Origin of the sequence: Streptomyces caniscabiei (assembly GCF_014930365.1) — a bacterium.
GTDB lineage: Bacteria > Actinomycetota > Actinomycetes > Streptomycetales > Streptomycetaceae > Streptomyces > Streptomyces caniscabiei.
Genome location: NZ_JABXWI010000012.1, coordinates 274037 through 298037, shown reverse-complemented (window position 1 = coordinate 298037; position 24001 = coordinate 274037). Strand labels below are relative to the sequence as shown.

At 71.9% G+C, this 24001-nt stretch carries 23 protein-coding genes and 1 tRNA gene; 11 read left to right on the top strand and 13 right to left on the bottom strand.

The window, feature by feature from the left end; all coding sequences use genetic code 11:
• Together HW837_RS31665 and HW837_RS31660 are read left to right on the top strand one after the other, a co-directional pair.
• A partial coding sequence (locus HW837_RS31665; RefSeq protein WP_336512579.1) for a TrmH family RNA methyltransferase occupies positions 1 to 108 on the top strand: 108 nt, incomplete at its 5' end.
• A gap of 110 nt (positions 109 to 218) precedes the next feature.
• Complete coding sequence (locus HW837_RS31660) at positions 219 to 1970, top strand: DoxX family protein (protein WP_193381512.1); 1752 nt, start codon at positions 219 to 221, stop codon at positions 1968 to 1970.
• Positions 1971 to 2142: 172 nt separating this feature from the next.
• On the opposite strand, the gene HW837_RS31655 is transcribed toward HW837_RS31660, so the two are convergent.
• The 3 genes from HW837_RS31655 to HW837_RS31645 all read right to left on the bottom strand — a co-directional run bounded on the left by HW837_RS31655 (position 2143) and on the right by HW837_RS31645 (position 4821).
• The gene (locus HW837_RS31655; RefSeq protein WP_193381490.1) at positions 2143 to 2874 is read right to left on the bottom strand and encodes a nucleotidyltransferase family protein; all 732 of its coding nucleotides are present in this window, start codon (positions 2872 to 2874) and stop codon (positions 2143 to 2145) included.
• Positions 2875 to 2978: 104 nt separating this feature from the next.
• Positions 2979 to 3443 (bottom strand): hypothetical protein, encoded by a 465-nt coding sequence (locus tag HW837_RS31650; RefSeq protein ID WP_045555984.1) that lies wholly within the window; start codon positions 3441 to 3443, stop codon positions 2979 to 2981.
• A 241-nt stretch (positions 3444 to 3684) separates the two neighbouring features.
• Complete coding sequence (locus tag HW837_RS31645; RefSeq protein WP_045555985.1) at positions 3685 to 4821, bottom strand: ABC transporter ATP-binding protein; 1137 nt, start codon at positions 4819 to 4821, stop codon at positions 3685 to 3687.
• A 233-nt stretch (positions 4822 to 5054) separates the two neighbouring features.
• On the opposite strand from HW837_RS31645, the gene HW837_RS31640 reads away from it, so the two are divergent.
• Both HW837_RS31640 and HW837_RS31635 read left to right on the top strand, forming a co-directional pair.
• Positions 5055 to 5128, top strand: a tRNA-Thr gene (locus HW837_RS31640).
• Between the two features lie 167 nt (positions 5129 to 5295).
• Positions 5296 to 5862 carry an AMIN-like domain-containing (lipo)protein gene (locus HW837_RS31635; protein WP_045556373.1) on the top strand — a complete coding sequence of 189 codons (567 nt, stop codon included), beginning with the start codon at positions 5296 to 5298 and terminating at the stop codon, positions 5860 to 5862.
• Positions 5863 to 5878: 16 nt separating this feature from the next.
• Here the strand turns inward: HW837_RS31635 and HW837_RS31630 are convergent, their stop codons facing one another.
• Positions 5879 to 6757, bottom strand: a complete 879-nt coding sequence (locus tag HW837_RS31630; RefSeq protein ID WP_045555986.1) for an aminoglycoside phosphotransferase family protein — start codon at positions 6755 to 6757, stop codon at positions 5879 to 5881.
• Between the two features lie 116 nt (positions 6758 to 6873).
• Between HW837_RS31630 and HW837_RS31625 the strand changes: the two genes are divergently transcribed.
• Entirely contained in the window at positions 6874 to 8286 is a 1413-nt protein-coding gene (locus HW837_RS31625) for an NAD(P)/FAD-dependent oxidoreductase (RefSeq protein WP_193381491.1), read from the top strand.
• Positions 8287 to 8376: 90 nt separating this feature from the next.
• On the opposite strand, the gene HW837_RS31620 is transcribed toward HW837_RS31625, so the two are convergent.
• From HW837_RS31620 to HW837_RS31610, 3 genes are all read right to left on the bottom strand, one after another.
• Positions 8377 to 9744, bottom strand: a complete 1368-nt coding sequence (locus HW837_RS31620) for an MFS transporter (protein WP_093789904.1) — start codon at positions 9742 to 9744, stop codon at positions 8377 to 8379.
• 140 nt (positions 9745 to 9884) lie between these two features.
• A complete protein-coding gene (locus tag HW837_RS31615; protein ID WP_193381492.1) occupies positions 9885 to 10856 on the bottom strand; it encodes a zinc-binding dehydrogenase in 972 nt (323 codons plus the stop codon).
• A gap of 78 nt (positions 10857 to 10934) precedes the next feature.
• Positions 10935 to 12173 carry an FAD-dependent oxidoreductase gene (locus HW837_RS31610; protein ID WP_093789861.1) on the bottom strand — a complete coding sequence of 413 codons (1239 nt, stop codon included), beginning with the start codon at positions 12171 to 12173 and terminating at the stop codon, positions 10935 to 10937.
• Positions 12174 to 12301: 128 nt separating this feature from the next.
• Here HW837_RS31610 and HW837_RS31605 point away from each other — a divergent pair, with 128 nt between their 5' ends.
• A complete protein-coding gene (locus HW837_RS31605) occupies positions 12302 to 12970 on the top strand; it encodes a pentapeptide repeat-containing protein (protein ID WP_234442434.1) in 669 nt (222 codons plus the stop codon).
• Between the two features lie 237 nt (positions 12971 to 13207).
• On the opposite strand, the gene HW837_RS31600 is transcribed toward HW837_RS31605, so the two are convergent.
• Positions 13208 to 13708 (bottom strand): hypothetical protein, encoded by a 501-nt coding sequence (locus HW837_RS31600; RefSeq protein WP_045555990.1) that lies wholly within the window; start codon positions 13706 to 13708, stop codon positions 13208 to 13210.
• A 7-nt stretch (positions 13709 to 13715) separates the two neighbouring features.
• On the opposite strand from HW837_RS31600, the gene HW837_RS31595 reads away from it, so the two are divergent.
• A complete protein-coding gene (locus HW837_RS31595) occupies positions 13716 to 15188 on the top strand; it encodes a M1 family metallopeptidase (RefSeq protein ID WP_045555991.1) in 1473 nt (490 codons plus the stop codon).
• Positions 15189 to 15201: 13 nt separating this feature from the next.
• Here the strand turns inward: HW837_RS31595 and HW837_RS31590 are convergent, their stop codons facing one another.
• Positions 15202 to 16248 carry a bifunctional GNAT family N-acetyltransferase/NUDIX hydrolase gene (locus tag HW837_RS31590; RefSeq protein WP_390623585.1) on the bottom strand — a complete coding sequence of 349 codons (1047 nt, stop codon included), beginning with the start codon at positions 16246 to 16248 and terminating at the stop codon, positions 15202 to 15204.
• Positions 16249 to 16311: 63 nt separating this feature from the next.
• Between HW837_RS31590 and HW837_RS31585 the strand changes: the two genes are divergently transcribed.
• On the top strand, positions 16312 to 16989 hold the full coding sequence (locus HW837_RS31585; RefSeq protein ID WP_193381494.1) for a hypothetical protein: 678 nt from the start codon (positions 16312 to 16314) through the stop codon (positions 16987 to 16989).
• 197 nt (positions 16990 to 17186) lie between these two features.
• Here HW837_RS31585 and HW837_RS31580 read toward each other — a convergent pair whose 3' ends face one another.
• Entirely contained in the window at positions 17187 to 17762 is a 576-nt protein-coding gene (locus HW837_RS31580; protein WP_005486352.1) for a TerD family protein, read from the bottom strand.
• 177 nt (positions 17763 to 17939) lie between these two features.
• Here HW837_RS31580 and arfB point away from each other — a divergent pair, with 177 nt between their 5' ends.
• Positions 17940 to 18368, top strand: coding sequence for an alternative ribosome rescue aminoacyl-tRNA hydrolase ArfB (gene arfB / locus HW837_RS31575; RefSeq protein ID WP_045555993.1), 429 nt, complete (start codon positions 17940 to 17942; stop codon positions 18366 to 18368).
• An 86-nt stretch (positions 18369 to 18454) separates the two neighbouring features.
• Here the strand turns inward: arfB and HW837_RS31570 are convergent, their stop codons facing one another.
• A complete protein-coding gene (locus HW837_RS31570) occupies positions 18455 to 18967 on the bottom strand; it encodes a flavin reductase family protein (RefSeq protein WP_045555994.1) in 513 nt (170 codons plus the stop codon).
• A gap of 480 nt (positions 18968 to 19447) precedes the next feature.
• Between HW837_RS31570 and cdgB the strand changes: the two genes are divergently transcribed.
• Together cdgB and HW837_RS31560 are read left to right on the top strand one after the other, a co-directional pair.
• Complete coding sequence (gene cdgB, locus HW837_RS31565) at positions 19448 to 21196, top strand: diguanylate cyclase CdgB (RefSeq protein ID WP_045555995.1); 1749 nt, start codon at positions 19448 to 19450, stop codon at positions 21194 to 21196.
• Positions 21197 to 21409: 213 nt separating this feature from the next.
• Positions 21410 to 22384 carry a CBM35 domain-containing protein gene (locus tag HW837_RS31560; protein ID WP_045555996.1) on the top strand — a complete coding sequence of 325 codons (975 nt, stop codon included), beginning with the start codon at positions 21410 to 21412 and terminating at the stop codon, positions 22382 to 22384.
• Positions 22385 to 22518: 134 nt separating this feature from the next.
• Here HW837_RS31560 and HW837_RS50455 read toward each other — a convergent pair whose 3' ends face one another.
• Positions 22519 to 22806, bottom strand: coding sequence for a peptidase inhibitor family I36 protein (locus HW837_RS50455; protein ID WP_371271434.1), 288 nt, complete (start codon positions 22804 to 22806; stop codon positions 22519 to 22521).
• Between the two features lie 157 nt (positions 22807 to 22963).
• Positions 22964 to 23890 carry a 1-phosphofructokinase gene (locus HW837_RS31550; RefSeq protein ID WP_193381495.1) on the bottom strand — a complete coding sequence of 309 codons (927 nt, stop codon included), beginning with the start codon at positions 23888 to 23890 and terminating at the stop codon, positions 22964 to 22966.
• Positions 23891 to 24001: the final 111 nt, after the last annotated feature.

The following is a 24001-nucleotide window of genomic DNA, read 5'->3' as shown; positions in this document are numbered from 1 at the left end:
ACCTGTGACTTCCGGGTGCGGATCCCGATGCCGGGTGGGGCGGAGTCGTTGAACGCCGGTGTGGCGGCGGGAGTTGTGCTGTACGAGGCGGCGCGCCGCAGGGCCTGAGGAGGGCTGTGACCGGGGGTTCCGGTCGTTCTGGATCACCTTGACGGGGTCCGGACAGATCGGGGCGGTCAAAGCAGTGTCCTAACGACACGTCACTCGGTTAGATGAGTGTGGACACCAGAACACCCCGCACACCCACGGGGGACCGTTCGTCGGGATTCGACTCGGGATTCGACGACGCTCCCGCGCTGAGCATGGTGAAGGTGCCGAGCGATCCGGCGCAGGTCATCGTCAACCACGCGAGCTTCCGCGTGCAGTTGGGCGCCTCCACGCGGGCGTCCCCGCGCATCGCACGGCACCTGAGCGCCACCGAGGACACCACGCGCATCCCCGTCGTGGGCACGGCGGGGCGCTCCGGCGCGCCCGTCGCCGGGCGCCGGCGCGCGCCGGTCGTCTGGAGCGGGAAGTCCGCGCCCGACGACACCGGGGCCCACCGGCTCCTCCAGGCCGTGCGCGGCGCGGGCGTCGGCCTCCCCGACCCGCTGGGCGACACGGGATCGACCCAGGTCATCCCCCGAGTCGACGGCACGGGCGGCGGTGGCTACGACACCGACGGCGGGCGCTACGGCTCCGAAAGCGGGCGGTACGGCGCCGACTTGACCGTCGAGACGGTGGAGACCCCCATCGTCGGCAGCCAGCGCACCCACGGCGACCACGCCGTCGGTGACGGCACCCGGCTGCTCCCCACCATGCGCACGGTCGACAGCTCCTACGACGAACCCCGCTACGACCCGGCAGGCCACGGCCCCGGCCAAGACGCCTACGGCGAAGACGACTTCACCGACCCGTACGACGACCGGGCCGACGGCGAGGAGGGGCGCGGCGGGCGCCGGACCGGCAACGAGCCCGTCCGGCACGCCTATTACCCCGGCCGCCGCATGAACCTCGGGGTGGTGCTGCTGCCGCTGCGGGTCTTCCTCGGCTTCATCTCCATCTACGCCGGCATGGGCAAGCTCTGCGACCCGCACTACTTCGACGGCGGCAAGCGCGGCTCCATGGTCAAGTGGCTGAACACGCTGCACCCGTGGGAAGTCGCCGAACCGCTGCGGCAGTTCGCCCTCGAACACCCGGTGGGCGCGGGGCTCGTCATCGCCTTCGCCCAGGTCATCGTCGGTGTGCTGACCGTCTTCGGTCTGTGGCAGCGGGTCGCCGCCGGTGTCGGGGCGCTGCTGTCGGCCGCGCTGCTCGTCACCGTCAGCTGGAAGACCGTCCCCGTCTACGAGACGCCCGACATCATCTACCTCGCCGCATGGTCCCCGCTGATCATCGCGGGCGCGCCGGTGTACTCGATCGACGGGCGGCTCGCGGGCGGCGCCTGGCGCACGCTCGGGCCGCGCGCCGACATCTGGGAGCTGCGGCGGTACGTACTGCGCCGGGGCGCGCTCGTGACCGCGATCGTCGTCGGGCTGACGCTGCTCGTCGGATCCGTGCTCGGCGGGGCCGTGCGGGACGCCGACCGGATCGTCGTTCCCGGTCCCGGGGAGGCGCCGCGCAACGAGCTGCCGGGGTCGCCGCTGCCGGGTGAGCCGAGTGCGCGGCGCGAGAACAGCCCGTCCGCGTCCGACACGCCCACCGCGGGCGCGACGTCCGCTTCGCCTTCGGAGGCGGCCACCACGCCGGGGGCCACGCGGTCCACCGGGGCGGTCACCGGGGGACAGCCGAGCCAGACGCAGGGGACGACCGGGCAGGCGCCGCCGCAGCAGTCGGCGCCGGTGGAGCAGGCGCCGAGCACGACGGCGGGGCCGAGTTCCAGCGGGGGCGCCTCCAGCGGGGCGACCGGTGGGGCGACATCCTCCGGGGGGTCCACCGGGGGGAGCTCCTCCGGTGGGCAGCCCGGTCTGGTCGGAGGGCTGCTCGGGTAGGTCGTACGGATGTGGTGATGGGCCCCGCGTGATTCTTCGCGCGGGGCCCATCGGTGTGTGAGAGAGGCGCCTGAGAACTCGGGGGAGCGGGTTTCGTCGGCGGCTGCGGGTGCGTGGGGCTTCTCGCGCAGTTCCCCGCGCCCCTATGAGAGCCGTGGCTTCGAAAGGCGCCCTAGCGGTTCTGGGCCGCCAGTTCCTTCGCTGCCTCTGTCAGGTCCTTCGCCGTGTCGATGGCGCGCCAGTAGGCGCCCTGGGGGAGGGGGAAGCCTGCCAGGCGGCGTTCCCGGGCGAGGCGGGGGAAGGTGGTGCGCTCGTGGTCGCCGCGGGCCGGGAGGAGGTCGGTGAACTCCGGGGAGAACACGTAGACGCCGGCGTTGATCTCGTACGTGGTGGGCGGGGCCTCGATGAAGTCGGTGACGCGGCCGAAGCCGTCCGTCTTCACGGCGCCCCAGGGGATGCGCGGACGGGCCAGGGCGAGGGTGGCGAGGGCGTCGCGCTCGGTGTGGAAGTCCGCCATGTCGCGGAGCGAGAAACGGGTCCAGATGTCGCCGTTGGTGGCGTACCAGGGCTGGTCGGGGTGCGGGAGGTGGGCGGCGGCGTACTTGAGGCCTCCGCCTCGGCCCAGGGGCTCCGTCTCGACGACCGTGGTGACGCGGACCGGGAGGTCGGCGGAGTCCAGCCACTTCTGCAGGACGTCGGCGAGATGGCCGCAGGAGACGACCACGTCGGTCACGCCCTCCTCGGCGAGCCAGGTGAGCTGATGGCCGATGATCGGCGTGCCCGTACCGGGGATCTCGACCATGGGCTTGGGCCGGTCGTCGGTGTACGGCCGCAGCCGTGAGCCCTGGCCACCGGCGAGGACCACGGCTTGAACGGGGCGCGACGCGGCGTTCGGATCGGTCATGACCCGAACTGTACGTGGCGCCCCGTTCGCGGGAGCACGGCCCTGTGATCGGCGCGGGAGGGGGTGTCACCGGGGTGGGGTGCCCCGGTGGGCCGCCGGGATGGTCAGGCGAACTGGGCGGCCACCCCGGTCGCGTAGGAGGTGTCGCAGACGGGGCGGGCGAAGCCCTGGGCCCGGGTGGGGCCGTAGGCGCGGACGGCGGCACGGCCGAGGGCGCGGGCGATGGAGGTGCAGTGCTTGGCCAGCGACGGGCGTTCGTTCACCGCTTCCTGGAGGTGGGTGAGGGCGACTCCGGGGTCCTCGTCCTGGAGCTCCAGCAGGAGTTTGTCGCGGAGCACCTCGTGCGGGGCGCGGGACTTGGCGCGCTCGGCGGCGTCCAGCTCGGCCACGTCGGAGGCGGCGAGGACCGATTGGTCGGGGTCCGTGGTGGTCCATTGGACCCGGGTGACCGCGAGGGTGCCGGAGAGGACCAGGACGACGGGCAGGACCAGGGCCAGCGAACGGCCGATCCGGCGGGCGGGGCCGCGGCCGCGCCGCGTCCGTGGGGTGTAGGTGTGGGTGTGCTTCACGCGAGTGAGGGTAGCGCGGGGTAGTGATATGGCGACATTGGGTCACCGGTATGGGGGATGCCGGAGTGCCGTTGTTCGGATGGCAGGTTGACGCACACTGGTCGAAATGAACCGATTTGCCGGGGTAGTTGGCGGCAAGGAAAAAGGCCCCGCAGAGGTTTGCGGGGCCTTCTTCGTCAACCTGGGTGATTTATCCCGGGTCGGTGGTTTCGCGATCGGTCGCGCCCACCGTGTCGGGGGATCAGTCGGAGAGGCGCTCGCCCGTGGAGGTCGAGAACACGTGGTTCTCGCCCGGACGCGGGACGACGTGCAGCGTCGCGCCCTTCTCGGGCACCTGGCGGCCGTTGACGCGGACCACGAGGTCCTTGGTCCCGCCGCCGACCTCGGCGGTGCCGTAGACGTAACCGTCGGCGCCGAGCTCCTCGACGACGTTGACGGTGACGGCGAGGCCGGCCGGGGCGTCGGCGGTGTCCTTGGACAGGGCGGTGGCGGCGGCGCCGCCGTGCTCCACGATGTCGAAGTGCTCGGGACGGACACCGACGGTGACGGTGGTGTCACCCTTGTCGGAGGCGGCCTTCAGGGCGTCACGGTTGACCGGGACGACGCTGTTGCCGAACTTCACGCCGCCGTCGGTGATCGGGACCTCGACCAGGTTCATGGCCGGGGAGCCGATGAAGCCGGCGACGAAGAGGTTGGCCGGGCGGTCGTACATGTTGCGCGGGGTGTCGACCTGCTGGAGCAGACCGTCCTTGAGGACCGCCACGCGGTCGCCCATCGTCATGGCCTCGACCTGGTCGTGGGTGACGTAGACGGTGGTGATGCCGAGGCGGCGCTGGAGCGACGCGATCTGCGTACGGGTCGAGACACGGAGCTTGGCGTCGAGGTTCGACAGCGGCTCGTCCATGAGGAAGACCTGGGGCTCACGCACGATGGCGCGACCCATGGCGACACGCTGGCGCTGACCGCCGGAGAGGGCCTTCGGCTTGCGGTCCAGGTACTCGGTGAGGTCGAGGATCTTCGCGGCCTCCTCGACCTTCTGCCGGATCTCCGCCTTGTTGACGCCGGCGATCTTGAGCGCGAAGCCCATGTTGTCGGCGACGGTCATGTGCGGGTAGAGCGCGTAGTTCTGGAACACCATGGCGATGTCCCGGTCCTTCGGCGGCAGGTGCGTGACGTCGCGGTCACCGATGCGGATGGCGCCGCCGTTCACGTCCTCGAGCCCCGCGAGCATGCGGAGCGAGGTGGACTTGCCGCAACCGGACGGGCCGACCAGTACGAGGAACTCGCCGTCCTCGATCTCGATCTCGAGCGCGTCCACGGCGGGCTTGGTGGAACCCGGGTAGATGCGGGTCGCCTTGTCGAACGAAACTGTGGCCATGGGTCGTAGGCCCCCTTCACCGGCAGGAACGTGCCGGACGATCCGTTGTAAAGGTGGTGATCCACCACGGCCGGGCCATGGTGGTGTAGTCCACGGGAGTGGATTGGGTCAGGACGGTACCTCCCGTTCACCGGGTCTGTCAGTACCTGGACCCCTGTGAACTTCGCGGAAATTTTCGACGGGCACGGTCTGTGACGTGGGTACACTGCACGGGCGCCCCCACGCGGGGCCACGCCTCCTTAGCTCAGCTGGCCAGAGCAACGCACTTGTAATGCGTAGGTCGTCGGTTCGAATCCGACAGGGGGCTCTCTTGCTGCCCCAGGTCGGGATGTCGCCGGCCTGGGGTTTTGTGTGGGGTGGAAGTGGAGGGTGGGAATCCCTGGTTTGCCCCTTTCTGTCGTACAACCTTGCGGGGTGTCGGGCCGTCTCCTTCTGCGTCAGCGGTGTCGGGGTGGAGAGACGCAGGGGGACGTGATGCGGCGAATCGGAGTGGTGGCGGCGGTGCTGGTGCTGGCGGGGGCCACCTTGGGGGCGGCCGCGGGTACCGCGGGGGCCGTGGGGGAGGCCGCGAAGGTGGCGGCTGCCTGCCCGACCGGGTGGGGGAGCGGGGCCAAGGGCGGCGCCGCGCAGGGGGCCGATCACCTGGTGGACATCAGGGCCGGGCGCCACGAGTGCTACGACCGGCTGGTGTTCGACGTGCCCGGTGGGGGCGGCGCGGTCGGGTATCACGTGCAGTACGTGGACCGGTTCCAGGCGGATCCCTCGGGTGAGTATCTGCCGGTGGCCGGCGGGGCGGTCCTCGACATCCGTATCGGGGCGTGGGCCTACGACCTGGAGGCCGGGGAGCCTACCTACCCCGGGGAGTACGGGGAGGCCCTGCCCGGGGTGGACCTCGGTGGCTACAGCACCTTCCGGGACGCCAAGTTCGGCGGGACCTTCGAGGGGCAGAGCCAGGTCGGGCTCGGTGTCCGCGCCCGGTTGCCGTTCCGGGTGCTCCAGCTGCCGGACCGTGTCGTGGTGGACGTGGCCCACACCTGGTGATGCCGGCGGGGCCCGGTCAGCGGAGCAGGCGGCCGAGTTCCAGGTCGTCCGGGTCCAGGGTGCGGTTCTCCTCCACCTCCCACAGGGCGTTCTGGAGGAGGCGGGCGAGGGTCCAGGCCCTCGCCCGTTCGCGGTTCAGGTCCAGGACGTCGGTCATGGCGTCGAAGCGCCAGTGGATGTCGGACGGGTCGAAGCGGTTGTTGAGGGCCGGCCAGAGGTCGAAGCCGGGGTCGCCCGCCAGCGGCTTGGGGTCGATGGCGAGCCAGGGGGACCGGTCGGCGCCCAGGACGTTGTCGAAGTGCAGGTCCCAGTGGAGGAGACGGTCGCCGGGTTCGGTGACGACCTCGCGGAGTGCCGCCGCGCAGTCCGCCAGCAGGCGGCGGTCGGACGGGTCGGGGATGCGGGCCAGTACCGGCGGGGTGCGCTCCAGCATGTTCGCCGCGATGTCGGAGAGGCGGCGCACGGTCGGTGGGGCCGGGGTGGCGGTGAGGTGGGCCAGGAGACGGGCGATGACCAGGACGGCCCGGTGGGTGTCCGGCTCGTGGCTGAGCATGCGGGCCGGGTCGAGGCGTTCGAGGAGCATGGTGCCCGTGTCGGGGTCGTGGTCCAGGAGCCGTACCGCCCCGTCGCCGTTCCAGTGGCGCAGGGCGACCGGCTCGCCCTCGCTCTCGTCGTCGGGGATCTGGAGCTTGAGGACCGCCGGGGTGCCGTCGGCCGTACCCACGACCGGGACGACCAGGGCGCACATGCCGTGCATGGGGCGGCCGTCGAGGCGCAGGTGCCAGCGGTCGAGGAAGTCGGCGGTCAGGCGTGGGAGGTCCGCGACGAATCTGCGGCCCGCTTCTCCGTTGATCTCTTCCTGAGTCTCGGCCAGTTCCTCCGGAACATCGATCATGCGGGGGACCCTACGCGCGCGTCCGCCCGGAGTCCCTTGGATTTCCGGGCCGCGGGGGCTCGTTCGCCACGGAATCCGTAGGAGACAGGGTGCCCGGGAACGGTTAGCGTCCGGGCATGAGCAGCTCGGACGCGATCGCGGGTGCCGTCAACGGCGGGGTCTCCTTCTGGTACGCGCAGGCCGGGCTCCCCGTGCCGCGGGAGCCGCTGGCCGGGGACGCGGCTGTCGACGTGGTGGTCGTGGGGGGCGGGTACACCGGGTTGTGGACGGCCTATTACCTGAAGAGGGCCGACCCTTCCCTCCGGATCACCGTCCTGGAGCAGAAGTTCTGCGGGTACGGGGCCTCGGGGCGCAACGGCGGCTGGCTCTACAACGGGATCGCGGGGCGGGACCGGTACGCGCGCCTGCACGGCCGGGACGCCGCCGTGCGGTTGCAGCGGGCCATGAACGAGACCGTCGACGAGGTCGTGCGCGTGACGGGGGAGGAGGGTGTCGAGGCGGACATCCATCGGGGTGGCGTCCTCGAAGTCGCTTGTACGCCCGCACAGTTGGGGCGGCTCAAGGCCTTTCACGAGCATGAGCTGGCGTACGGGGAGAACGACCGCGAGCTGTACGGCGCCCGGGAGACGGCCGAGCGGATCAGGGTCGCCGACGCCGTGGGGTCGACGTGGACGCCGCACGGGGCGCGGCTGAACCCGGTGAAGCTGGTGACCGGGCTGGCGGCCGTCGTGGAGGGGCTGGGGGTGACCGTGCACGAGCTGACGCCGGTCACCGAGATCCAGCCCGGGCGGGCGGTCACGTCGTACGGCACGGTCCGGGCGCCGTATGTGCTGCGCTGCACGGAGGGCTTCACGGCGAACCTCAGGGGGCAGCGGCGGACCTGGCTGCCGATGAACTCCTCGATGATCGCCACCGAGCCACTGACGGCCGAGCAGTGGGCGACGATCGGCTGGGAGGGCCGCGCGACGCTCGGCGACATGGCGCACGCCTATATGTACGCCCAGCGCACCGCCGACGACCGGATCGCGCTCGGCGGTCGCGGGGTGCCGTACCGCTTCGGGTCGCGGACCGACAACGACGGGCGGACGCAGCCGGCGACGATCGAGGCGCTGTACGAGATCCTCGTGCGGTTCTTCCCCTCGCTGACCGGGGTGAAGGTCGACCACGCCTGGTCGGGGGTGCTGGGGGTGCCGCGTGACTGGTGCGCGACGGTGACGCTGGACCGGGCCACGGGCCTGGGCTGGGCGGGCGGTTACGTCGGTTCCGGGGTGGCCACGACCAACCTCGCCGGCCGCACCCTGCGCGACCTCGTCCTGCGCGACTCCGGGCAGGGCGGGGCGACCGAGCTGACCTCGCTGCCGTGGGTGAACCACCGGGTGCGCAAGTGGGAGCCGGAGCCGTTGCGTTGGGCGGGGGTGCAGGGGATGTACGCGACGTATCGCACGGCGGATCGGCGCGAGGCCGCCTCGAACAGCGGGGAGTCGTCGCGGTTGGCGCGGCTCGCCGATCGGGTGGCGGGGCGGCACTGACGACGGCGACACCGTGGTGGCCCCTGCCCGGATGGGCGTGGGCCACCTGTCGTCGGTCGCCGGGCCCAAGGCATGCGTCGGTCGATGGGCTCAGGCAGCGGTGTGGTTCGGGGCCTTCGCCGTGATCATCGTGGCGGCGGTGGCGGCCGCGAGGAGGAGGATGCCGGCGGCCCACCAGAGGGCGACGGTATAGCCGTGGACGAGGCTCTCGTGGACGGTGGCCGTGGTGTGGCCGTGGGTCGCGAGATAGGCCGCGCCGGTGCTGGTGGCGATGGTGTTCAGCAGGGCCGTGCCGAGCGAACCGCCCACCTGCTGGGCGGTGTTGACCGTCGCGGAGGTGACGCCCGCGTCCTGCGGGGCAACCCCGGCGGTGGCGGTGGAGAACACCGGCATGAAGGTCATGCCCATGCCGAGGCCCATCAGGACCAGCGCGGGGAGGACCCCGGTGACGTACGACGAGTCGACCGTGAGCCGGGTCAGGATCAGCATGCCGGTCCCGGCCAGCAACGTGCCCGGGACCATCAGCCGCCGGGGCGGCACCCGCTGCATCAGCCGGGCCGAGATCTGCGTCGAGCCGGTGATGATCGCGGCGGTGAGGGGGAGGAAGGCCAGCCCCGTGCGCACGGGGGAGTAGGCGAGCACGACCTGGAGGTAGTAGGTCATGAACAGGAACATCCCGAACATGCCCACGGTCGCCAGGGAGATCGTCAGGAAGCAGCCCGCCCGGTCGCGGTCCCGGACGATGTGCAGCGGGAGCAGGGGGTGCCGGGCCGTGCGCTGCCGCAGGACGAAGCCGGTGAGCAGGGCGACGCCCGCCGCGATGAGGGCCAGGACGCGGGTGTCCGTCCAGCCGCGCGGTTCGGCCTCGCCGAAGCCGTGGACGAGGGCGACGAGGCCGGCGGAGCCGAGGAGGGCACCGGGTACGTCGAGGCGGGCGCCGGTGCGGTCCGGGCGGTCGCGGAGCAGGACGGTCGCGCCGACGAGGGCGACGACGGCGATGGGCACGTTGACGTACAGGCACCAGCGCCAGTCCAGGTACTCGGTGAGCAGCCCGCCGGAGATCAGGCCGATCGCCGAACCGCCGCCCGCTATGGCCCCGTAGATGCCGAACGCCTTTCCGCGTTCCGCCGGGTCCGTGAAGGTGGTGGTGAGGAGGCTGAGCGCGGAGGGGGCGAGGACGGCGGCGAAGACGCCCTGGAGGGCGCGGGCCGCGAACAGCGTCCCGGAGGTGCCGGCCGCGCCGCCGAGCGCCGAGGCCGCGGCGAAGCCGACCAGTCCGACGACGAAGGCCCGCTTGCGTCCGACGAGGTCCGAGACGCGGCCGCCGAGCAGCAGCAGTCCGCCGAAGGCGAGGGTGTATGAAGTGATCACCCACTGCCGGTTCCCGTCGGACATGCCGAGGTCCCGCTGCGCCGACGGCAGCGCGATGTTCACGATCGTCGCGTCCAGGATCACCATCAGCTGGGCGAGCGCGATGACGACGAGGGCCCACCAGCGGCGGGGGTCGGGGGCGTCGGGGACGTCGGGAGCACCGGGGGCGCACGGCGCGGGGCCGATGGTCGGGGGCGTGTCCCGGCCGGGGCGGGTCGTGGGGGCGGTCACGGCTCCAGCACCACCTTGCCGGTCGTGCCGCGGTCTTCCAGGGCGCGGTGGGCGGCGGACGCCTCGGCGAGGGGGAAGCGGTGGACGGCCGGGGTGAGGCGCCCGGCGGCGGCCTCGGCGAGGGCGCGGAGTTCGAGGGTGCGGATGGGGTCGGGGCCGCCCGCCCGGCGGCGCATCTCCTCGCCGAGGACCGTCTCCGAGACGCCCTCCACGACATAGGGACCGCCGTCCTTGATGCCGTCCGCCGACCAGCCGAAGACCAGGTGTCTGCCGCCGGGGGCGAGCAGGGCGACGGACTCGCGCGCCGCCGCGCCGCCGACCCCGTCGAAGACGATCGTGGCCTTCCCCCGGTACGCCGCGACCTGCTCCGGCCAGACCGGGTCGGTGTAGTCGACGGCGAGGTCGGCGCCGTTCGCCGCCACCTGGGCCGTCTTCGCGGGGCCGCCGGCGAGGCCGATCACCGTGGCGCCCGCGTTCTTGGCGTACTGCACGAGGAGCGTGCCGAGGCCGCCGGCCGCGGCCGGGATCACGACCACGTCGTCCGGGCCGAGTTCGGCGAAGAGCAGGATCCCCATCGCCGTACGGCCCGTCCCGATCATCGCGACGGCCTGCGCGAAGTCGAGGTTCTCCGGGATGTCGTGCAGCCGTTCGACCTCGGTGACGGCCAGTTCGGCGTAGCCGCCGGGCACGAAGCCGAGGTGGGCCGTGACGCGTCGGCCGAGCCAGGTCTCCGGGACGCCCTCCCCGAGCGCCTCGACGACTCCGGCGACCTCGCGGCCGGGGATCGTGGGCAGTTCCGGCGTCGGCCCGGGCCCCGGAACGCCCTCGCGGAGGGCCGCGTCGAGCAGGTGTACGCCGGCCGCGGCGACGGCGATACGCACCTGGCCCGGACCGGGCTCGGGGTCCGCGACCTTCTCGTACGTCAGGTTCTCGGCCGGACCGAAGGCGTGCAGACGGATGGCGTGCATGGAGGGCCCCCTGGAGCGATGTCGTTCCCGCGTGGTGCGTGTGTGCCTGGTTTCGCCTGGCGGACCCAGCCTCCGACCTCAAGCGTGCTTGAGGTCAAGGGTGTTCCTCGACTTCCTGCCGAGCGCCAGCGAGACGGCCGCGAGGGCGCTGTTGAACGACACCTCCGAGAGCACGCCCGGCGCCGCGACCTGGTCGCCGGCGAGGTACACGCCGTCGCCCCGGTCCACGGCCGGGCGGTCGCGCCAGGTGGTGCCGACCGGATCGACGGCGCCGGTACGGCCGTGGGCGGTGGCCTCGCGCCGCCAGGTGACGCGGTCCCGCCAGCCGGGGAAGCCCAGGTCGAGCAGGTGTTCGGCGCGGGCGATGCCGTCCGCCCGCGACGCGTGCGGACCGATCGGGAACTGTCCCTGGAGCAACTGCTCGCCCGCCGGGGCCAGCGTGCGGTCCTGGGCCGTGAACCGCTCGATCCAGCCGGGCGCGTCCAGGTCGGAGACGGCGAACGCGTCGCCGCGGCGGGTGCGTACGGCGAGGTCAAGGAGGACGGTACGGCCGCTCGGCCAGGTCAGCGAGTCGTCCTGGAGCAGGCGGCGGGCGGCGTCCAGGGAGGTGGCGACGATGATCGGGCCGGTGCGGGGGCCTCGAATGCCGGTGCCGGTGCTTTTGCCGGCGAGGGCGTCGAGGCTGTCGACGCGGCTGCGGGTCTCTATGCGGACGCCGAGGTTCCAGGCGCGGGCCGCCATACGGTCGATGACGCTCGCCCAGCCGCCGCGCGGGTAGTGCGCCTCCGGCGGCAGCTTCGTGGCCCGGCGCAGCCGTTCCTGTACGAACGCGGCGGACAGCGAGCCCGGGTCGTGGTGGAACAGCGCCACCGCCGCGTAGTTGGCCGCGGCGCGTGCGGCCTCCTCGCCGGCCTGCTCGGTCGCCCAGGTGAGGAAGTCGACGTCGACGGGTGCGGGGCGGGCCGTACGGCGCGGGCGGAGGAGCTTGAGCATCGCGAACGGCGGGGTCCGGCGCAGGGCGCCCCTGTGGTGCAGGCGCAACCGGGCGGTCTCCAGGGGCGGGAGGGGCGCGAGCGGTCCGATCAGGTCCCGTTGGGCCAGCCAGGTCCAGTGCGGGCCGCCGTTGTACAGGGCGTGCGGTCCCTCGTTCGTCCGGTACGGCCCCTCCGCGGTCCGGGCCCGGCCGCCGAGCGTGTGGTGCGCCTCGTGGACGGTGACCCTCGCGCCCGCCTCGGCGGCGGTGATGGCCGCGGTGAGGCCGGCGAAGCCGCCGCCGATGACGGTGAGGTGGGTGGGGGGGCGTCGGGTGGGGTGCATGACTGGGCTCCCTCGGGTTCGGTTGCGCGGCTGTCCGCGGGTACGACGGATCGGGGGCGCCGGGATGTGACATGGGCTGTGGGGCGGAGGTCAGGGGGATTGTCAGTGGTGGGGTGCACGATGGGGGGATGGTGAGGGCGAGGTCGGTGGTGAAGGCGGCGCGGCGGCCTGAGGTGCGGTTGCCGGTGCTGGAGGAGTACGCGGGCGGGGGGCTGGAGCCCGACGGGGACTACGACGGGCTGGAGTTCCGGGACGAGGACTTCGTCGGGCAGGACGGCGGGGGCGCCCGGTTCATGGACTGCGCGCTGACGGGGTGCGCGCTGGACGAGACGCGGTTGCAGCGGGCCCGGGTGCTCGACTGCGTCCTCACGGGGATACGGGGCGTGGGGACGGATCTGGCCGAGGCGACGTTGCGGGATGTCGAGCTGGTGGAGGCGCGGCTCGGCGGGGTGCAGTTGCACGGGGCCGTGCTGGAGCGGGTGGTTGTGCGCGGGGGGAAGATCGACTTCCTCAATCTGCGCGAGGCGCGGCTCAGGGATGTCGTGTTCGAGGACTGTGTGCTGGTCGAGCCGGATTTCGGGGGTGCGCGGCTGGAGAGGGTCGCGTTTGTGGGGTGTGCGTTGCGGGGGGCGGATCTGAGTGGGGTGAGTCTGGTGGATGTGGATCTGCGGGAGGCCGCGTCCGTGGAGATCGCTCGGGGGGTGGATCGGTTGTCGGGGGCGGTGATCAGTGCGGCGCAGTTGATGGATCTGGCGCCGGTGTTGGCGGGGGAGATGGGGATTCGGGTGGAGGGGTGAGGGGGCGCCCGGGAGGGGGTTCGCCCCCGCCGCCCCTACCCGTCCCATCCTTAAGGGGCTGCGCCCCTTCGACCCCCAAGCGTCCGTCCGGTGGGGGCTGGTCGCGCAGTTCCCCGCGCCCCTGAAAAAGCGGGGCTGCGCCCCTGCTTTTTCGGGCCGGAAGGCCGGAGGCCTTTCAGGGGCGCGGGGAACTGCGCGACCAGCCCCACTCAGCCGCGGACGAACACGGCGGCACCCTTACGGCACCCTCGGGAAGCGGGACTGGAGGGTCCAGATCGCTGGGTTTTCGGCCAGGGCTTCGTGCAGGTCGCAGAGGTCGGCGAGCACGTCGTGGAGGAAGTCGCGGGCCTCGCGGCGGAGCTCGGCGTGGGAGAACGTCAGCGGTGGTTCCTCGGCCGGCATCCAGTCCGACTCGACGTCCACCCAGCCGAAGCGGCGCTGGAAGAGCATGCGGTCGGTGGACTCGGTGAAGTCCAGCTCCGCGTACTGGGGACGGGAGGCACGCGAGCCGGCCGGGTCCCGGTCGAGTTGTTCCACGATGTCGCACAGCGCCCACGCGAAGTCCAGCACCGGCACCCATCCCCAGGCTGTGGACAGTTCCCGGTCCGCCTTGGTGTCGGCGAGGTACACGTCACCGCAGAACAGGTCGTGCCGCAGCGCGTACACGTCCGCGCGGCGGTAGTCCGTCTGCGGCGGATCGGGGAAGCGGTTGGAGAGGGCGTAGCCGATGTCGAGCACGTAGGCGATGGTGTCATGTCCTCATAGGATCGCCGTCGTGTCCCGATCCGCACGGGTTGTCCCGGCCGCCCTCCTGACCGTCGCGCTGGCCCTCACGCTCACGTCGTGCACCGACGGCGGCGGCGAGGCCGAGAGGGCCAAGGGCTCCGCCGGCCTCCGCGACCCCTACTTCCCCCGCCTCGGCAACGGCGGGTACGACGTCACCCACTACGCCCTCACCCTCCGCTACGACCCCGATGCGCGGGCCCGCCTGCGTGCCACCGCCGTCGTCACCGCGCGGGCGACGCGGGACCTCGGCTCCTTCAACCTCGATCTCAAGGGGATGGACGTCCAGTCGGTCGCCGTCGAGGGCGCGGCGGCGCGCTGGAAGCGGGCGGGACAGGAGCTGACCGTCACCCCCGAGCAGGGGCTCGACGACGGGGAGACGTTCCGGACGACCGTGCGCTACTCGGGCACCCCCGTGACGATCACCGACCCCGACGGCTCCCGCGAGGGCTGGCTGCCCACCGCCGACGGTGTCCTCGCGCTGGGCGAACCCACCGGCTCCATGGCCTGGTTCCCCGGCAACCACCACCCCTCCGACAAGGCGGCGTACGACCTCACGGTCACCGTCCCCGAGGGCCTGGGGGCCGTCTCCAACGGGGAGTTGAGGAGCGAGTCCACCCGCGACGGCCGTACGACCTTCTCCTGGCACACCGCCGAACCCATGGCGAGCTATCTGGCCATGCTCGCGATCGGCGAGTTCGAGATCCGCCGCTCGACGGTCGGCGGCCGCCACCGGCTTCCCGTGTACGTCGCGGTCGATCCCTCCCAGGCCGAGGAGAGCCGGGCCGTGCTGGGGCGGATCCCCGAGGTCGTCCGGTGGGCGGAGGGAAACTTCGGCCCGTACCCCTTCTCCTCCACCGGCGCGATCGTCGACCGCCCGGAGGACGCCGAGTACGCCCTGGAGACCCAGAACCGCCCCGTCTTCCCCGGCGCCCCCGACCTCTCGCTCCTCGTCCACGAACTGGCCCACCAGTGGTACGGCGACTCCGTGACCCCGAAGAGCTGGCGGGACATGTGGCTCAACGAGGGGTTCGCCACGTACGCCGAGTGGCTGTGGGAGGAGGACCACGGCGGCGACAGTGCCCAGGAGACCTTCGACGCGCTGTACGAGGGCGACTACTTCCAGGACGCCGCCGACGACGAGGCCGTCTGGGACTTCCCGCCCGCGAAGCCGCCGAGCGCCGCCCGTATCTCCGACAGCCCGGTGTACGAACGCGGCGCCATGGTCCTGCACAAGGTGCGCCGGGCCGTCGGCGACGACGCCTTCTTCGAGCTGATCCAGGGCTGGGCGACCGCACACCGCCACGGCAACGCCGACACGGCCGACTTCACGGACTACGCCGAGGAGTTCGCGGCGACAGCGGCCCCGGACGCGGACCTGACCCCGGTCTGGGAGGACTGGCTGTACGGGGACGGGAAGCCGCCGAAGGCCTGAAAGTCCGAGGTGCTCACGGAATGGGGGCGAAGCCCGGGGCCTCGGGTGGCTCGGACTCCGCCAGCAGCCGGCCCAGGTGCGGCGGCCAGACCGGCTCCGCCGTCGGGTCGGTGAGGTCGGCGGGGGTCCACCAGCGCCAGGTCAGGATGCTTTCATGGGCGCGTGAGGTGGCGAGGACGCCGCCCACCGGTTCGCGGCGCGGGCCTCGCGCCACGTAGATCGTGTCGTGCTGGCGTACGGGGACGCCGTAGCGGGTGAAGTCGTGCTCCCAGGTGCACAGCAGCGCGCCCGGCTCCAGGTCCGTCCAGCCCGTTTCCTCGCGCAACTCCCGCGCGGCGGCCTCGCGCGGGGTCTCACCCTCGTCCAGGCCGCCGCCGGGCAGGGCCCAGTGCGCGCCCACCTCGGCGTTGTGGTACTTGAAGAGGAGGACGGCGCCCTCCGGATCGACCACGGCGATCCTCGCGGCCCGGCGCGGTGTGCGCAGCGACTTGCGCAGCACGGTGCAGGGGCGGCCCAGTTGGCGGTCCCGGCGCCGTTCGACGACCTCGTACCCGAGGGCGGTCCAGAAGGACAGGGCGCCAGGGTTGTTGTCGAGCGCCGCGAGCCGGACGGCGTCCCGCCCCGCCTGCCGGAACCGCTCCTCGACGAGGGTGGCCAACTGGCGTCCGTACCCCCGGCGTTGGGCTGTGGCGTCGACGAGCAGCAGACCGATCCACGGGTCGGGGTCGGCCGGATCGGGATGCCGGGCGAGGGTGATGGCGATCCCGACCAGCCGACGTCGTCGGGCCCGCCCCCGTGCCCGTCCCGCGCGCCCCTTTTCCTCCTCCCGTTCCTCCTCCTCGTCCTCGCTCTCGCGGGCGAGGAGGACCTCCACGTCCGGGTCGGCCAGCTCCACGCCCAGCGCCGCGGCCACCTGCTCGGGGCGGATGTCGTTCGCGTCCGGGAAGTCACCGCTCAGGGCGTAGAAGTCGCGGTTGGAGGCGTGCAGGGTGGTGAGTTCGGCGAGGAGGGGGCCGGGGACGGTCCCGTCCTCGGCCGTGCGGAGAGGTTCGAGCAGCAGCATGCCCCGCACGGTAGCGATCAGGGCCCGACACCGGGATCGACCGGGATCTACAGTGCGGCTGTGGAAGAGCGGGTGCGGGTGCACAAGGCGCGGCTGGGCGGTGACGAGTTCCGGGTGATCCGGGCGGAACCGTCGTCGGCCCGGCTGGCGTTGCGGGACGACCACCACTGGCTGTCGATGTACGTCGACCGGGCCGGCGCGGAACGGCTCGTGGCCCTGTGGTCGCTGGCCGCCCGGTCCGCCCGGTCGCTGATCCATCTGCCGATCCGGGCCACCCCCGCCCCCGAGGGCGTCGCCGGCCCCTCAGTCGACGGTGAACCCGTCGCGCTGGACCTGGTGCTGCTCCACCACAGCCTGCGGTTCCCGACGGCCAGGTGGAAGCCCGTGCGGGCACGGCTCGACACCGGCAGGCCCCAGACGACGGCGACTCCGGAGCGGGACTTCCCCGACGAGGACGCCATCGACCACGAGCGGCGCGCCTACCGGTCGTACCGCGACCACCTCGCCTTCGACATCGCGGCGCACACGCTGTTCGTCGTGGGCAGCCCCACCGCGTTCCGCGAGCACGGCACGGGGCTGCGCGGCCTCGTCGGCCAGGCCCCGTCGTTCCCGTACCGCCGGCCGCACGCGGGCCACTTCTGCGTCGAGCTGGACCCCGGCCCGTGGTCCCGGATACGGAACCGGCGGCGCCTTCCCGGGACGCTGCACATCCAGTACGCCGCGGACTGGCGCGTGTGACGCCGGTGCGTCGGGGCTCCGCCGGCCGCCCCGGCTGGAACGGCCCGAGCCTCCGCCGCCGGGACGGCCCCAGGCTCCCGCCGCTGGGACGGCCGAAGGCCCCGCCGGGCGTGGCGGGGCCTTCGGTGAGGTGCCGTGAGATGCCGTGACGGGCCGTGGGACGAGGTGTCGGCCCCCGGCCGGGCGGCGCCCGGAACTCAGACGTTGACGCCGAAGTCCTGGGCGATGCCGACGAGACCCGAGGCGTAGCCCTGGCCGACCGCGCGGAACTTCCACTCGGCGCCGTTGCGGTAGAGCTCGCCGAAGACCATGGCGGTCTCGGTGGCGGCGTCCTCGGAGAGGTCGTAGCGGGCGATCTCGGCGCCGCCGGCCTGGTTGACGATGCGGATGTAGGCGTTGCGGACCTGGCCGAAGTTCTGCGAGCGGTTCTCCGCGTCGTAGATGGAGACCGGGAAGACGATCTTGTCGACGTCGGCGGGGAGGCCCGCCAGGTTGACGTTGATCGCCTCGTCGTCGCCCGCGCCCTCGCCCGTGCGGTTGTCGCCGGTGTGGACGATGGTCTGGTCCGGGGTCTGCTTGTTGTTGAAGAAGACGAAGTGGCCGTCCGAGTAGACCTTGCCCTGCGGGTTGACCGCGATCGCGGAGGCGTCGAGGTCGAAGTCCGTGCCGGTGGTGGTGCGGACGTCCCAGCCGAGGCCCACGGTGACGGCGGTCAGGCCCGGAGCCTCCTTGGTGAGCGAGACGTTGCCACCCTTGGACAGGCTTACAGCCATGGTTGGGAGTCCTTCCCTCGTTGCGTACGTGCCTTACAAGGCTTCGTGCCGGGGACGAAGCTACCTGTACCCCTATGAACGTCGGGAGGGGCGCCAGAGGTTCCAGCGGTTTTTACTTTCTTTACCCACCGGGAAAAGGGCGTGACGTGGACCGGACATCCGCGCGACCATGGGGGCATGTCCGGTCCTCACGTCATCCGTGGCTCCGTCTCGCTTCCCGAGGCCGAGCTCATCTGGCGTTTCTCCCGCTCCTCCGGTCCCGGCGGACAGCACGTCAACACCAGTGACTCGCAGGTCGAGCTGCGGTTCGACCTCGCGAACACCGAGGCGTTGCCCGAGGTGTGGAAGGCGCGGGCGCTGGAGCGGCTCGCGTCGCGGCTCGTCGACGGGGTGGTCAGCGTCCGCTCCTCCGAGCACCGTTCGCAGTGGCGCAACCGGGAGACCGCCGCCGTACGGCTGGCCGCGCTGCTCGCGGAGGCGACCGCGCCGCCGCCGAAGCCGCGGCGGGCGACCCGTATCCCGAGGGGGATCAACGAACGGCGGCTGCGGGAGAAGAAGCAGCGCTCCGACACCAAGCGCGGGCGGTCCGGGCGGGACTGGGGCTGAGGGCACGGGCTGAGGGCACGGGCTGAGGTCTCGGGCTGAGGTCTCGGGCTGGAGCCACGGGCATCCTCCCCGCGGGAGCGGCTCGGCTACTGGGACAGCTGTCTGTAGAGGCCCCGGAAGTAGGTGAGGGGCCCGGTGTCCGGACCCGGGGTCGTGGCGGTCAGGACTCTGCCGATGACCAGGGTGTGGTCGCCGGCGGTCACGCGCTGTTCGGTGCGGCATTCCAGGGTGGCCAGGGCGCTGTCGATCAGGGGTGCGCCGCTGGTCGTGCCCCGGGTGTGGGGGACCGAGTCGAAGAGGAGGCGGTCGCTCACGCGGTTGCGCATGGCGAAGCGGGCCGCGACGGTGCGCTGCTGGTCGGAGAGGACGGAGACCGCCCACAGCGGCTGCTCGGCGAGGAGGTCGTCCATGCGGGAGCCCTCGCGCAGGCTCACCATGACGAGGGGCGGGTCGAGGGAGACGGACATGAACGAGGTGGCCGTCATGCCGACGTCCTCGCCGCGCGGCCCGTCCGGATCCAGCGCGGCCTCGTGCGCGGTCACCAGGACCACACCCGCCGCCAGTCGGGACATCGCGGCACGGAACTCGTCTTCGCTCACCCCCTCAGCATGCCCGGCGGGCAGGGGACCGGGGGTGGCCGGGGTGCGCTGGGCCAGGGGCGCGTTTGCGAGAGGAACCGTCTTGGACACGCTCGCACGCTAGCCTGCGGCAAGCGGTCCCCACATCGGCCCGGGGCCCGACCCCGCTCCGGGACCTGCGACCTAGGTCGCCGTCCGAGCCGTCCGCTCAAGGTCGCTCACACTGCCTACACAGAGTTCTGAATTCTGTTCAGGAAGCGCACGTGGGAAACGCATAAACTCCACTCAATTGCTCATCTTCCGCTGTGACTTGAGTCACAGGAGCCATATTTTGTTGACCCTGTGTACCGAGTGGGCTTCGCGCTGTGATTCAGTGGCGGGGAAGCTGGAACCTGTAAGCGGGAACTGTAAGCGGTTGTAAGCCCGCGAGTTAAGCACACCGAGCAGGTTACGCAGGTACCTGGAGCCTGGAGCTGCCACGAGATCTCGGGGGGAGGGCGAATGGAGACCGAGTCGGAGCCCTACGTCCGTCTGACGACGCTGCGGCAGCTGCACCAGGTGATGGCGGACATGAACACCGCACGCAGCCTGGCCGACACACTGCAGACCGTCGCCGACGGCGTGGTCAACGGCCTGGGCTACGAACTGGCCTGCGTGAACCTGGTCCGCCCCGACGGCGACCTGGTCGTCGCCGCCCTCTCCGGGAACAGCGCGGCCGAGGCCCTGATCACCGGCCGCGTCGGCTCCCGCGCCTCCTGGGACCGCCGGCTGAGCATGGGCGAGGCCTGGGGCGACCTGCGGTTCATACCGCACACCGAGGGCTGGGTGCTCGACGAGGACGACGTGCCCCAGTGGTACACCGACGGCCCCGCGCCCCGCTTCGAGGACGAGTGGCACCCCTCCGACCGCCTCTTCGCGCCGATGTACACCCCGGGCGCCGGCGGCGCCTCCTGCGGCGAACTGCTCGGTGTCGTCTCCGTGGACCGGCCGCGAAACGGTCGCCGACCGGGCGCGTGGGGACGCGAAGCGCTCCAGATGTACGCCTTCCAGGCCGCCATCGCGATCAGCAACGCTCGGCTGCGCGCCAACATGCAGCGTGCACTGGTCAGGCTCGAAAGAGAGCAGCAGGCGCTGCGTGCCAGCGAGGAATCCTTCCGCCAGGCCTTCGAGTACGCCCCGAGCGGTATGGCCATCGCGGAGATGGGCGGCGACCAGCACGGCCGGATCCTGCGGACCAACGACGCCCTGTGCCGGCTGCTGGGACGCCCCGCCTCCGCCATGCGGCGGTACGCCTTCTCCGACCTCGTCCACCCCGAGGACATAGGCACACTCCTGCGGACCTCCGCCGAGGGCGGCCGCGCCGAGCTGCGGCTCGGGCGCCGCGACGGGACGTACGTGTGGGTCTCGCTGCGCAACAGCGTGGTCGCGGACGCCGCCGACGGCCCCCGCTTCCTGCTGACCCACGTCGAGGACATCGAGGAGCGCAAGCGGCGTGAGCTCCAGCTCGCGCACCGCGCCTCGCACGACGCCCTCACCGGCCTGCCGAACTCGGCCGAGCTGCGCTCGCGCCTCTCCGCCCGCATCTGCCAGCGCCCCCAGTCCCTGCCGGCCGGCGCGGCGGCCGACTCGATGAACGCGGCCTTCGGACAGTTCGGCGAGCAGGGGGCCGGGGGTGAGCACGGGGAGTTCGGCGCCGAGCACGCGGCCCGGCTGCCGCACCCGTCGTTCGACGCGTACGAGGCCGCCGGGCACAGCGGGCACGCCTTCGACTTCCACGCCTCCGGCGGGCCGTACGACGCCTTCGACCACCATGTGCACACCGTCGCGCCCGAGGACGAGCGGGACGACGGGACCAAGGGGCTCGCGGTGCTCTTCTGCGACCTCGACGGGTTCAAGTCGATCAACGACCGGTTCGGGCACAACGCGGGCGACGCGGTCCTCATCGAGGTGGCCCGGCGGCTCAGCCGGGGTGTGCGCGACGGCGACACCGTGGCCCGGCTCGGCGGTGACGAGTTCGTCGTCCTCGCCGACGGACTCGGCCGCGCGGACGCCCAGGACCTCGCCGTACGCCTGCGCAACGAGATCATCCAGCCGATTCGCGTCGACGGTCGCGCGATGCGCGTCGGGGCCAGTTTCGGCATCGGATGGGCCCACTGCGGAATGACGGCGGACGAGGTGTTGAAATCAGCTGACGAGCGGATGTACGTCGAGAAACGATCTCGTCCCAGACAGCACAGGCGAGCCGGATAGCGCCCTGTGTGACAGTGGAGACACCAGGGTGGAAGCCCAGGTCAGCGGCGTGCAGCGGCTGAAAAGGGCCTGGTCGGAGGTGTGCCGGTCCGGTGATGAGGTCCGAGTCACCCGTTTGGGTCACCGCGAGCGGGTAGGCTCGCTCTCCTACACCCCTACGCACCAACCCGCCACCCGTACGTGTAAGTACCGCACCGCTGAGGAGACCTAGGGATGACGCCCGGCAACAACGGCGCGAGCACGCCCGAGGACGACGACCCGTTCGGCTACCTCTACGAGGACGGGCAGGCCCGAGGAGCCCAGCCGCCCAGCGGGAGCTACGGCTACCCGAACGCGGTCAACCGGGTCCGACCGGTCGGCGAGCGGCAGTACGGGCAGCAGACCCAGCAGGCTCCGCAGGCCGCGACCGCGCAGTACGGGCAGGTCCCGCAGCAGGCGTACGGCCAGCCGCAGGGCGCCCCGGGCCAGCCGAACGCGCACTACCAGGCCCCCGAGAGCTTCTCCGGCGGCGCCCAGACGACGCGTCAGCAGGCCTACAACAGCGGCGGGGGCGGTGGCCGGGGCCGTGGCCCCAACACCAAGGGCCTCCTCATCGGCGCGATCGCCGTGGTGGCCGCCGTGGTGATCGGCATCAGCGTCGCCATGCTCGGCGGCGACGACTCCGACAACGCCTCGGGCAACGACACCGGTGCCTCCGCCGGCCCCAACACCCAGGAGAGCGCCGACCCCAGCCCGACGCCCAGCAAGTCCAAGGACGCGGAGACCGCCGAACTCCCCAAGGCCGAGGCCAAGACCCTCCTCCTCGGCGGCAACGCGGCCATCGCCTCCGACGTCGCCGGCGCGAAGTCGGAGGGCGGGTTCTATGTGGGGAACTTCAACTCGGTGGGTTCGTCCATCACCTGGAAGATGGAGGACCTCGCCAAGTCCGGTGAATACCGCCTGTACGTGCAGTACGGCATTCCCGGTGTGGATGCTGACGCGACGCTCGTCGTCAACGGCACCCCTCAGAGCCGCCCGCTGAACCTGAAGAACTTCTCCAATTCGCCCAAGGGCGACTATGCGAAGGGCTGGCAGAGCACCTGGGCCCTCGTCACCCTGAACAAGGGCACGAACGAGATCAAGATCGTGTGCAACGAGGGCAACCAGTGCGATGCGAATTTCGATCAGCTGTACCTCAAGCCCTCCTGAGTAGGCGTTGAAGGCCTGTAGTCCCAGAATGGCTTCGTAGAGTGCAGCAGTTGAGGGCCGCCAGCACTGCGCTGACGGCCCCAAATCCCCGCTCTTGGGAAGGCGTCACCCCGGGAATGGCCTGGAGAACGTCACTAGCCCCAGACCGCTACGCTCTTGAAACGCCACGGAGTATTGGCCGAATAGTGGCCCGTCCTGATGTCGATTCGGTCGCCGTAGCAGGACTCGTCCCTGTAGATGGTGATGAGCCTGCCGGTCTGGTTAGACACCGATCGGCCGCTGAACGGGTTGCACCCGCTTGAGTTGTTCTGGAGGCGCCTCGTCCCCTCGAAGTTGGCGCTCGTCCACGAACAGGCGTAATTCTGCGGGCACCTCGTCGCGGCGGACGCTGGCTGGGCGGTCGTGAGCGGCAGGATGGCCATCACAGTGGCTCCGACTAGGGCAAGCAGGCGCGGCTTCATCAAAAGCTCTTCTCTTTCTTGATCGAGGTTGGTCGATCAAGATGATTCCGCACGCGTGTTCGAAAAAGCGATAGGGAATTGCGCCACACGACTTGCTTGGATCGCGGGTGGGTAGCCGTTAGGCCGCCGTGACCTCCCCCGTCACCGCCACCTGCCCCACCAGTTCCTCGTACGTCTGACGGTCGAACTCGCCCGCCACCGGGGCCCGTACGGTCGCCGCCGACAGGGCGACGGCGCGGGCCAGGCGGTCGGGCCAGGGGAGGCGGTCGACCAGGCCCGACAGCAGGCCCGCCACCGCCGAGTCGCCCGCCCCGGTCGGGTTGCCGCGCAGCCGGCGCGGCGGGGTCGCGCGCCACTGGCCCTCGGGGGTGTGGGCGAGGAGACCGTCCGGGCCGAGGGAGGCGACGACCGCCTGCGCGCCCCGGCGGCGGGCGTCCCGGGTCGCGCGGGACGGCTCGTGGGAACCGGTGAGTTCGGCCAGTTCGTCGGCGTTCGGCTTCACCAGGTCGGGGCGGGCCGCCACGCCGCGACGCAGCGGCTCACCGCCGGTGTCCAGCAGGACCGGCACGGACAGCGTGCGGGCCGTACGGACCAGACCGGCGTACGCCCCCACCGGAACCCCCGGCGGCAGGCTGCCGCACAGGGCCACCACCGAGGCGGAGCGCAGCAGATCGACGTACGCCTCCTGGAAGGCGGACCACTCGGCGGGTGTGATGAGCGGGCCCGGTTCGTTGAGCTGAGTCGTGTCACCGCTCGCGTCGGCCACGGCGATCGTCCGGCGCGTGGCACCCTCCACCGGCAGCAGCGCGTCCACCACACCCGGGGTGTGCGTGAGCCGGTCCTGCACGGCCCGGCCGGTCGCGCCGCCGACGAAACCGGTGACCGTCACCTCGTGGCCGAGCGCCGCCAGTACCCGGGCCACGTTCAGGCCCTTGCCGCCGGGCCGTTCGGTCACATCGGTCACCCGGTGCGTGGCGTGGGGCCTGAGGTCTCGTACGCGGTAGGTGATGTCGAGAGCGGTGTTCAGTGTGACCGTGAGGATCACCTGGCCTACCCCCTTGGTGCTTGTGAGCGCGCCTGCCGAGTAACAGAGTGCGCTCGTCCGGACGCGATTGCGGAGGCCTGATCATGCCAAAAGAGCGGCGGTCGGCCCAGC

What these genes read in the sequence shown, in the direction of transcription:
- HW837_RS31655 (WP_193381490.1), bottom strand. Translation starts at nt 2,874, where the DNA reads ATGACCGATCCGAACGCCGCGTCGCGCCCCGTTCAAGCCGTGGTCCTC.
- HW837_RS31645 (WP_045555985.1), bottom strand. Translation starts at nt 4,821, where the DNA reads ATGGCCACAGTTTCGTTCGACAAGGCGACCCGCATCTACCCGGGTTCC.
- HW837_RS31635 (WP_045556373.1), top strand. Translation starts at nt 5,296, where the DNA reads ATGCGGCGAATCGGAGTGGTGGCGGCGGTGCTGGTGCTGGCGGGGGCC.
- HW837_RS31630 (WP_045555986.1), bottom strand. Translation starts at nt 6,757, where the DNA reads ATGATCGATGTTCCGGAGGAACTGGCCGAGACTCAGGAAGAGATCAAC.
- HW837_RS31625 (WP_193381491.1), top strand. Translation starts at nt 6,874, where the DNA reads ATGAGCAGCTCGGACGCGATCGCGGGTGCCGTCAACGGCGGGGTCTCC.
- HW837_RS31620 (WP_093789904.1), bottom strand. Translation starts at nt 9,744, where the DNA reads ATGGTGATCCTGGACGCGACGATCGTGAACATCGCGCTGCCGTCGGCG.
- HW837_RS31615 (WP_193381492.1), bottom strand. Translation starts at nt 10,856, where the DNA reads ATGCACGCCATCCGTCTGCACGCCTTCGGTCCGGCCGAGAACCTGACG.
- HW837_RS31610 (WP_093789861.1), bottom strand. Translation starts at nt 12,173, where the DNA reads ATGCACCCCACCCGACGCCCCCCCACCCACCTCACCGTCATCGGCGGC.
- HW837_RS31605 (WP_234442434.1), top strand. Translation starts at nt 12,302, where the DNA reads ATGGTGAGGGCGAGGTCGGTGGTGAAGGCGGCGCGGCGGCCTGAGGTG.
- HW837_RS31595 (WP_045555991.1), top strand. Translation starts at nt 13,716, where the DNA reads ATGGTGTCATGTCCTCATAGGATCGCCGTCGTGTCCCGATCCGCACGG.
- HW837_RS31580 (WP_005486352.1), bottom strand. Translation starts at nt 17,762, where the DNA reads ATGGCTGTAAGCCTGTCCAAGGGTGGCAACGTCTCGCTCACCAAGGAG.
- arfB (WP_045555993.1), top strand. Translation starts at nt 17,940, where the DNA reads ATGTCCGGTCCTCACGTCATCCGTGGCTCCGTCTCGCTTCCCGAGGCC.
- cdgB (WP_045555995.1), top strand. Translation starts at nt 19,448, where the DNA reads ATGGAGACCGAGTCGGAGCCCTACGTCCGTCTGACGACGCTGCGGCAG.
- HW837_RS31560 (WP_045555996.1), top strand. Translation starts at nt 21,410, where the DNA reads ATGACGCCCGGCAACAACGGCGCGAGCACGCCCGAGGACGACGACCCG.
- HW837_RS50455 (WP_371271434.1), bottom strand. Translation starts at nt 22,806, where the DNA reads ATGGCCATCCTGCCGCTCACGACCGCCCAGCCAGCGTCCGCCGCGACG.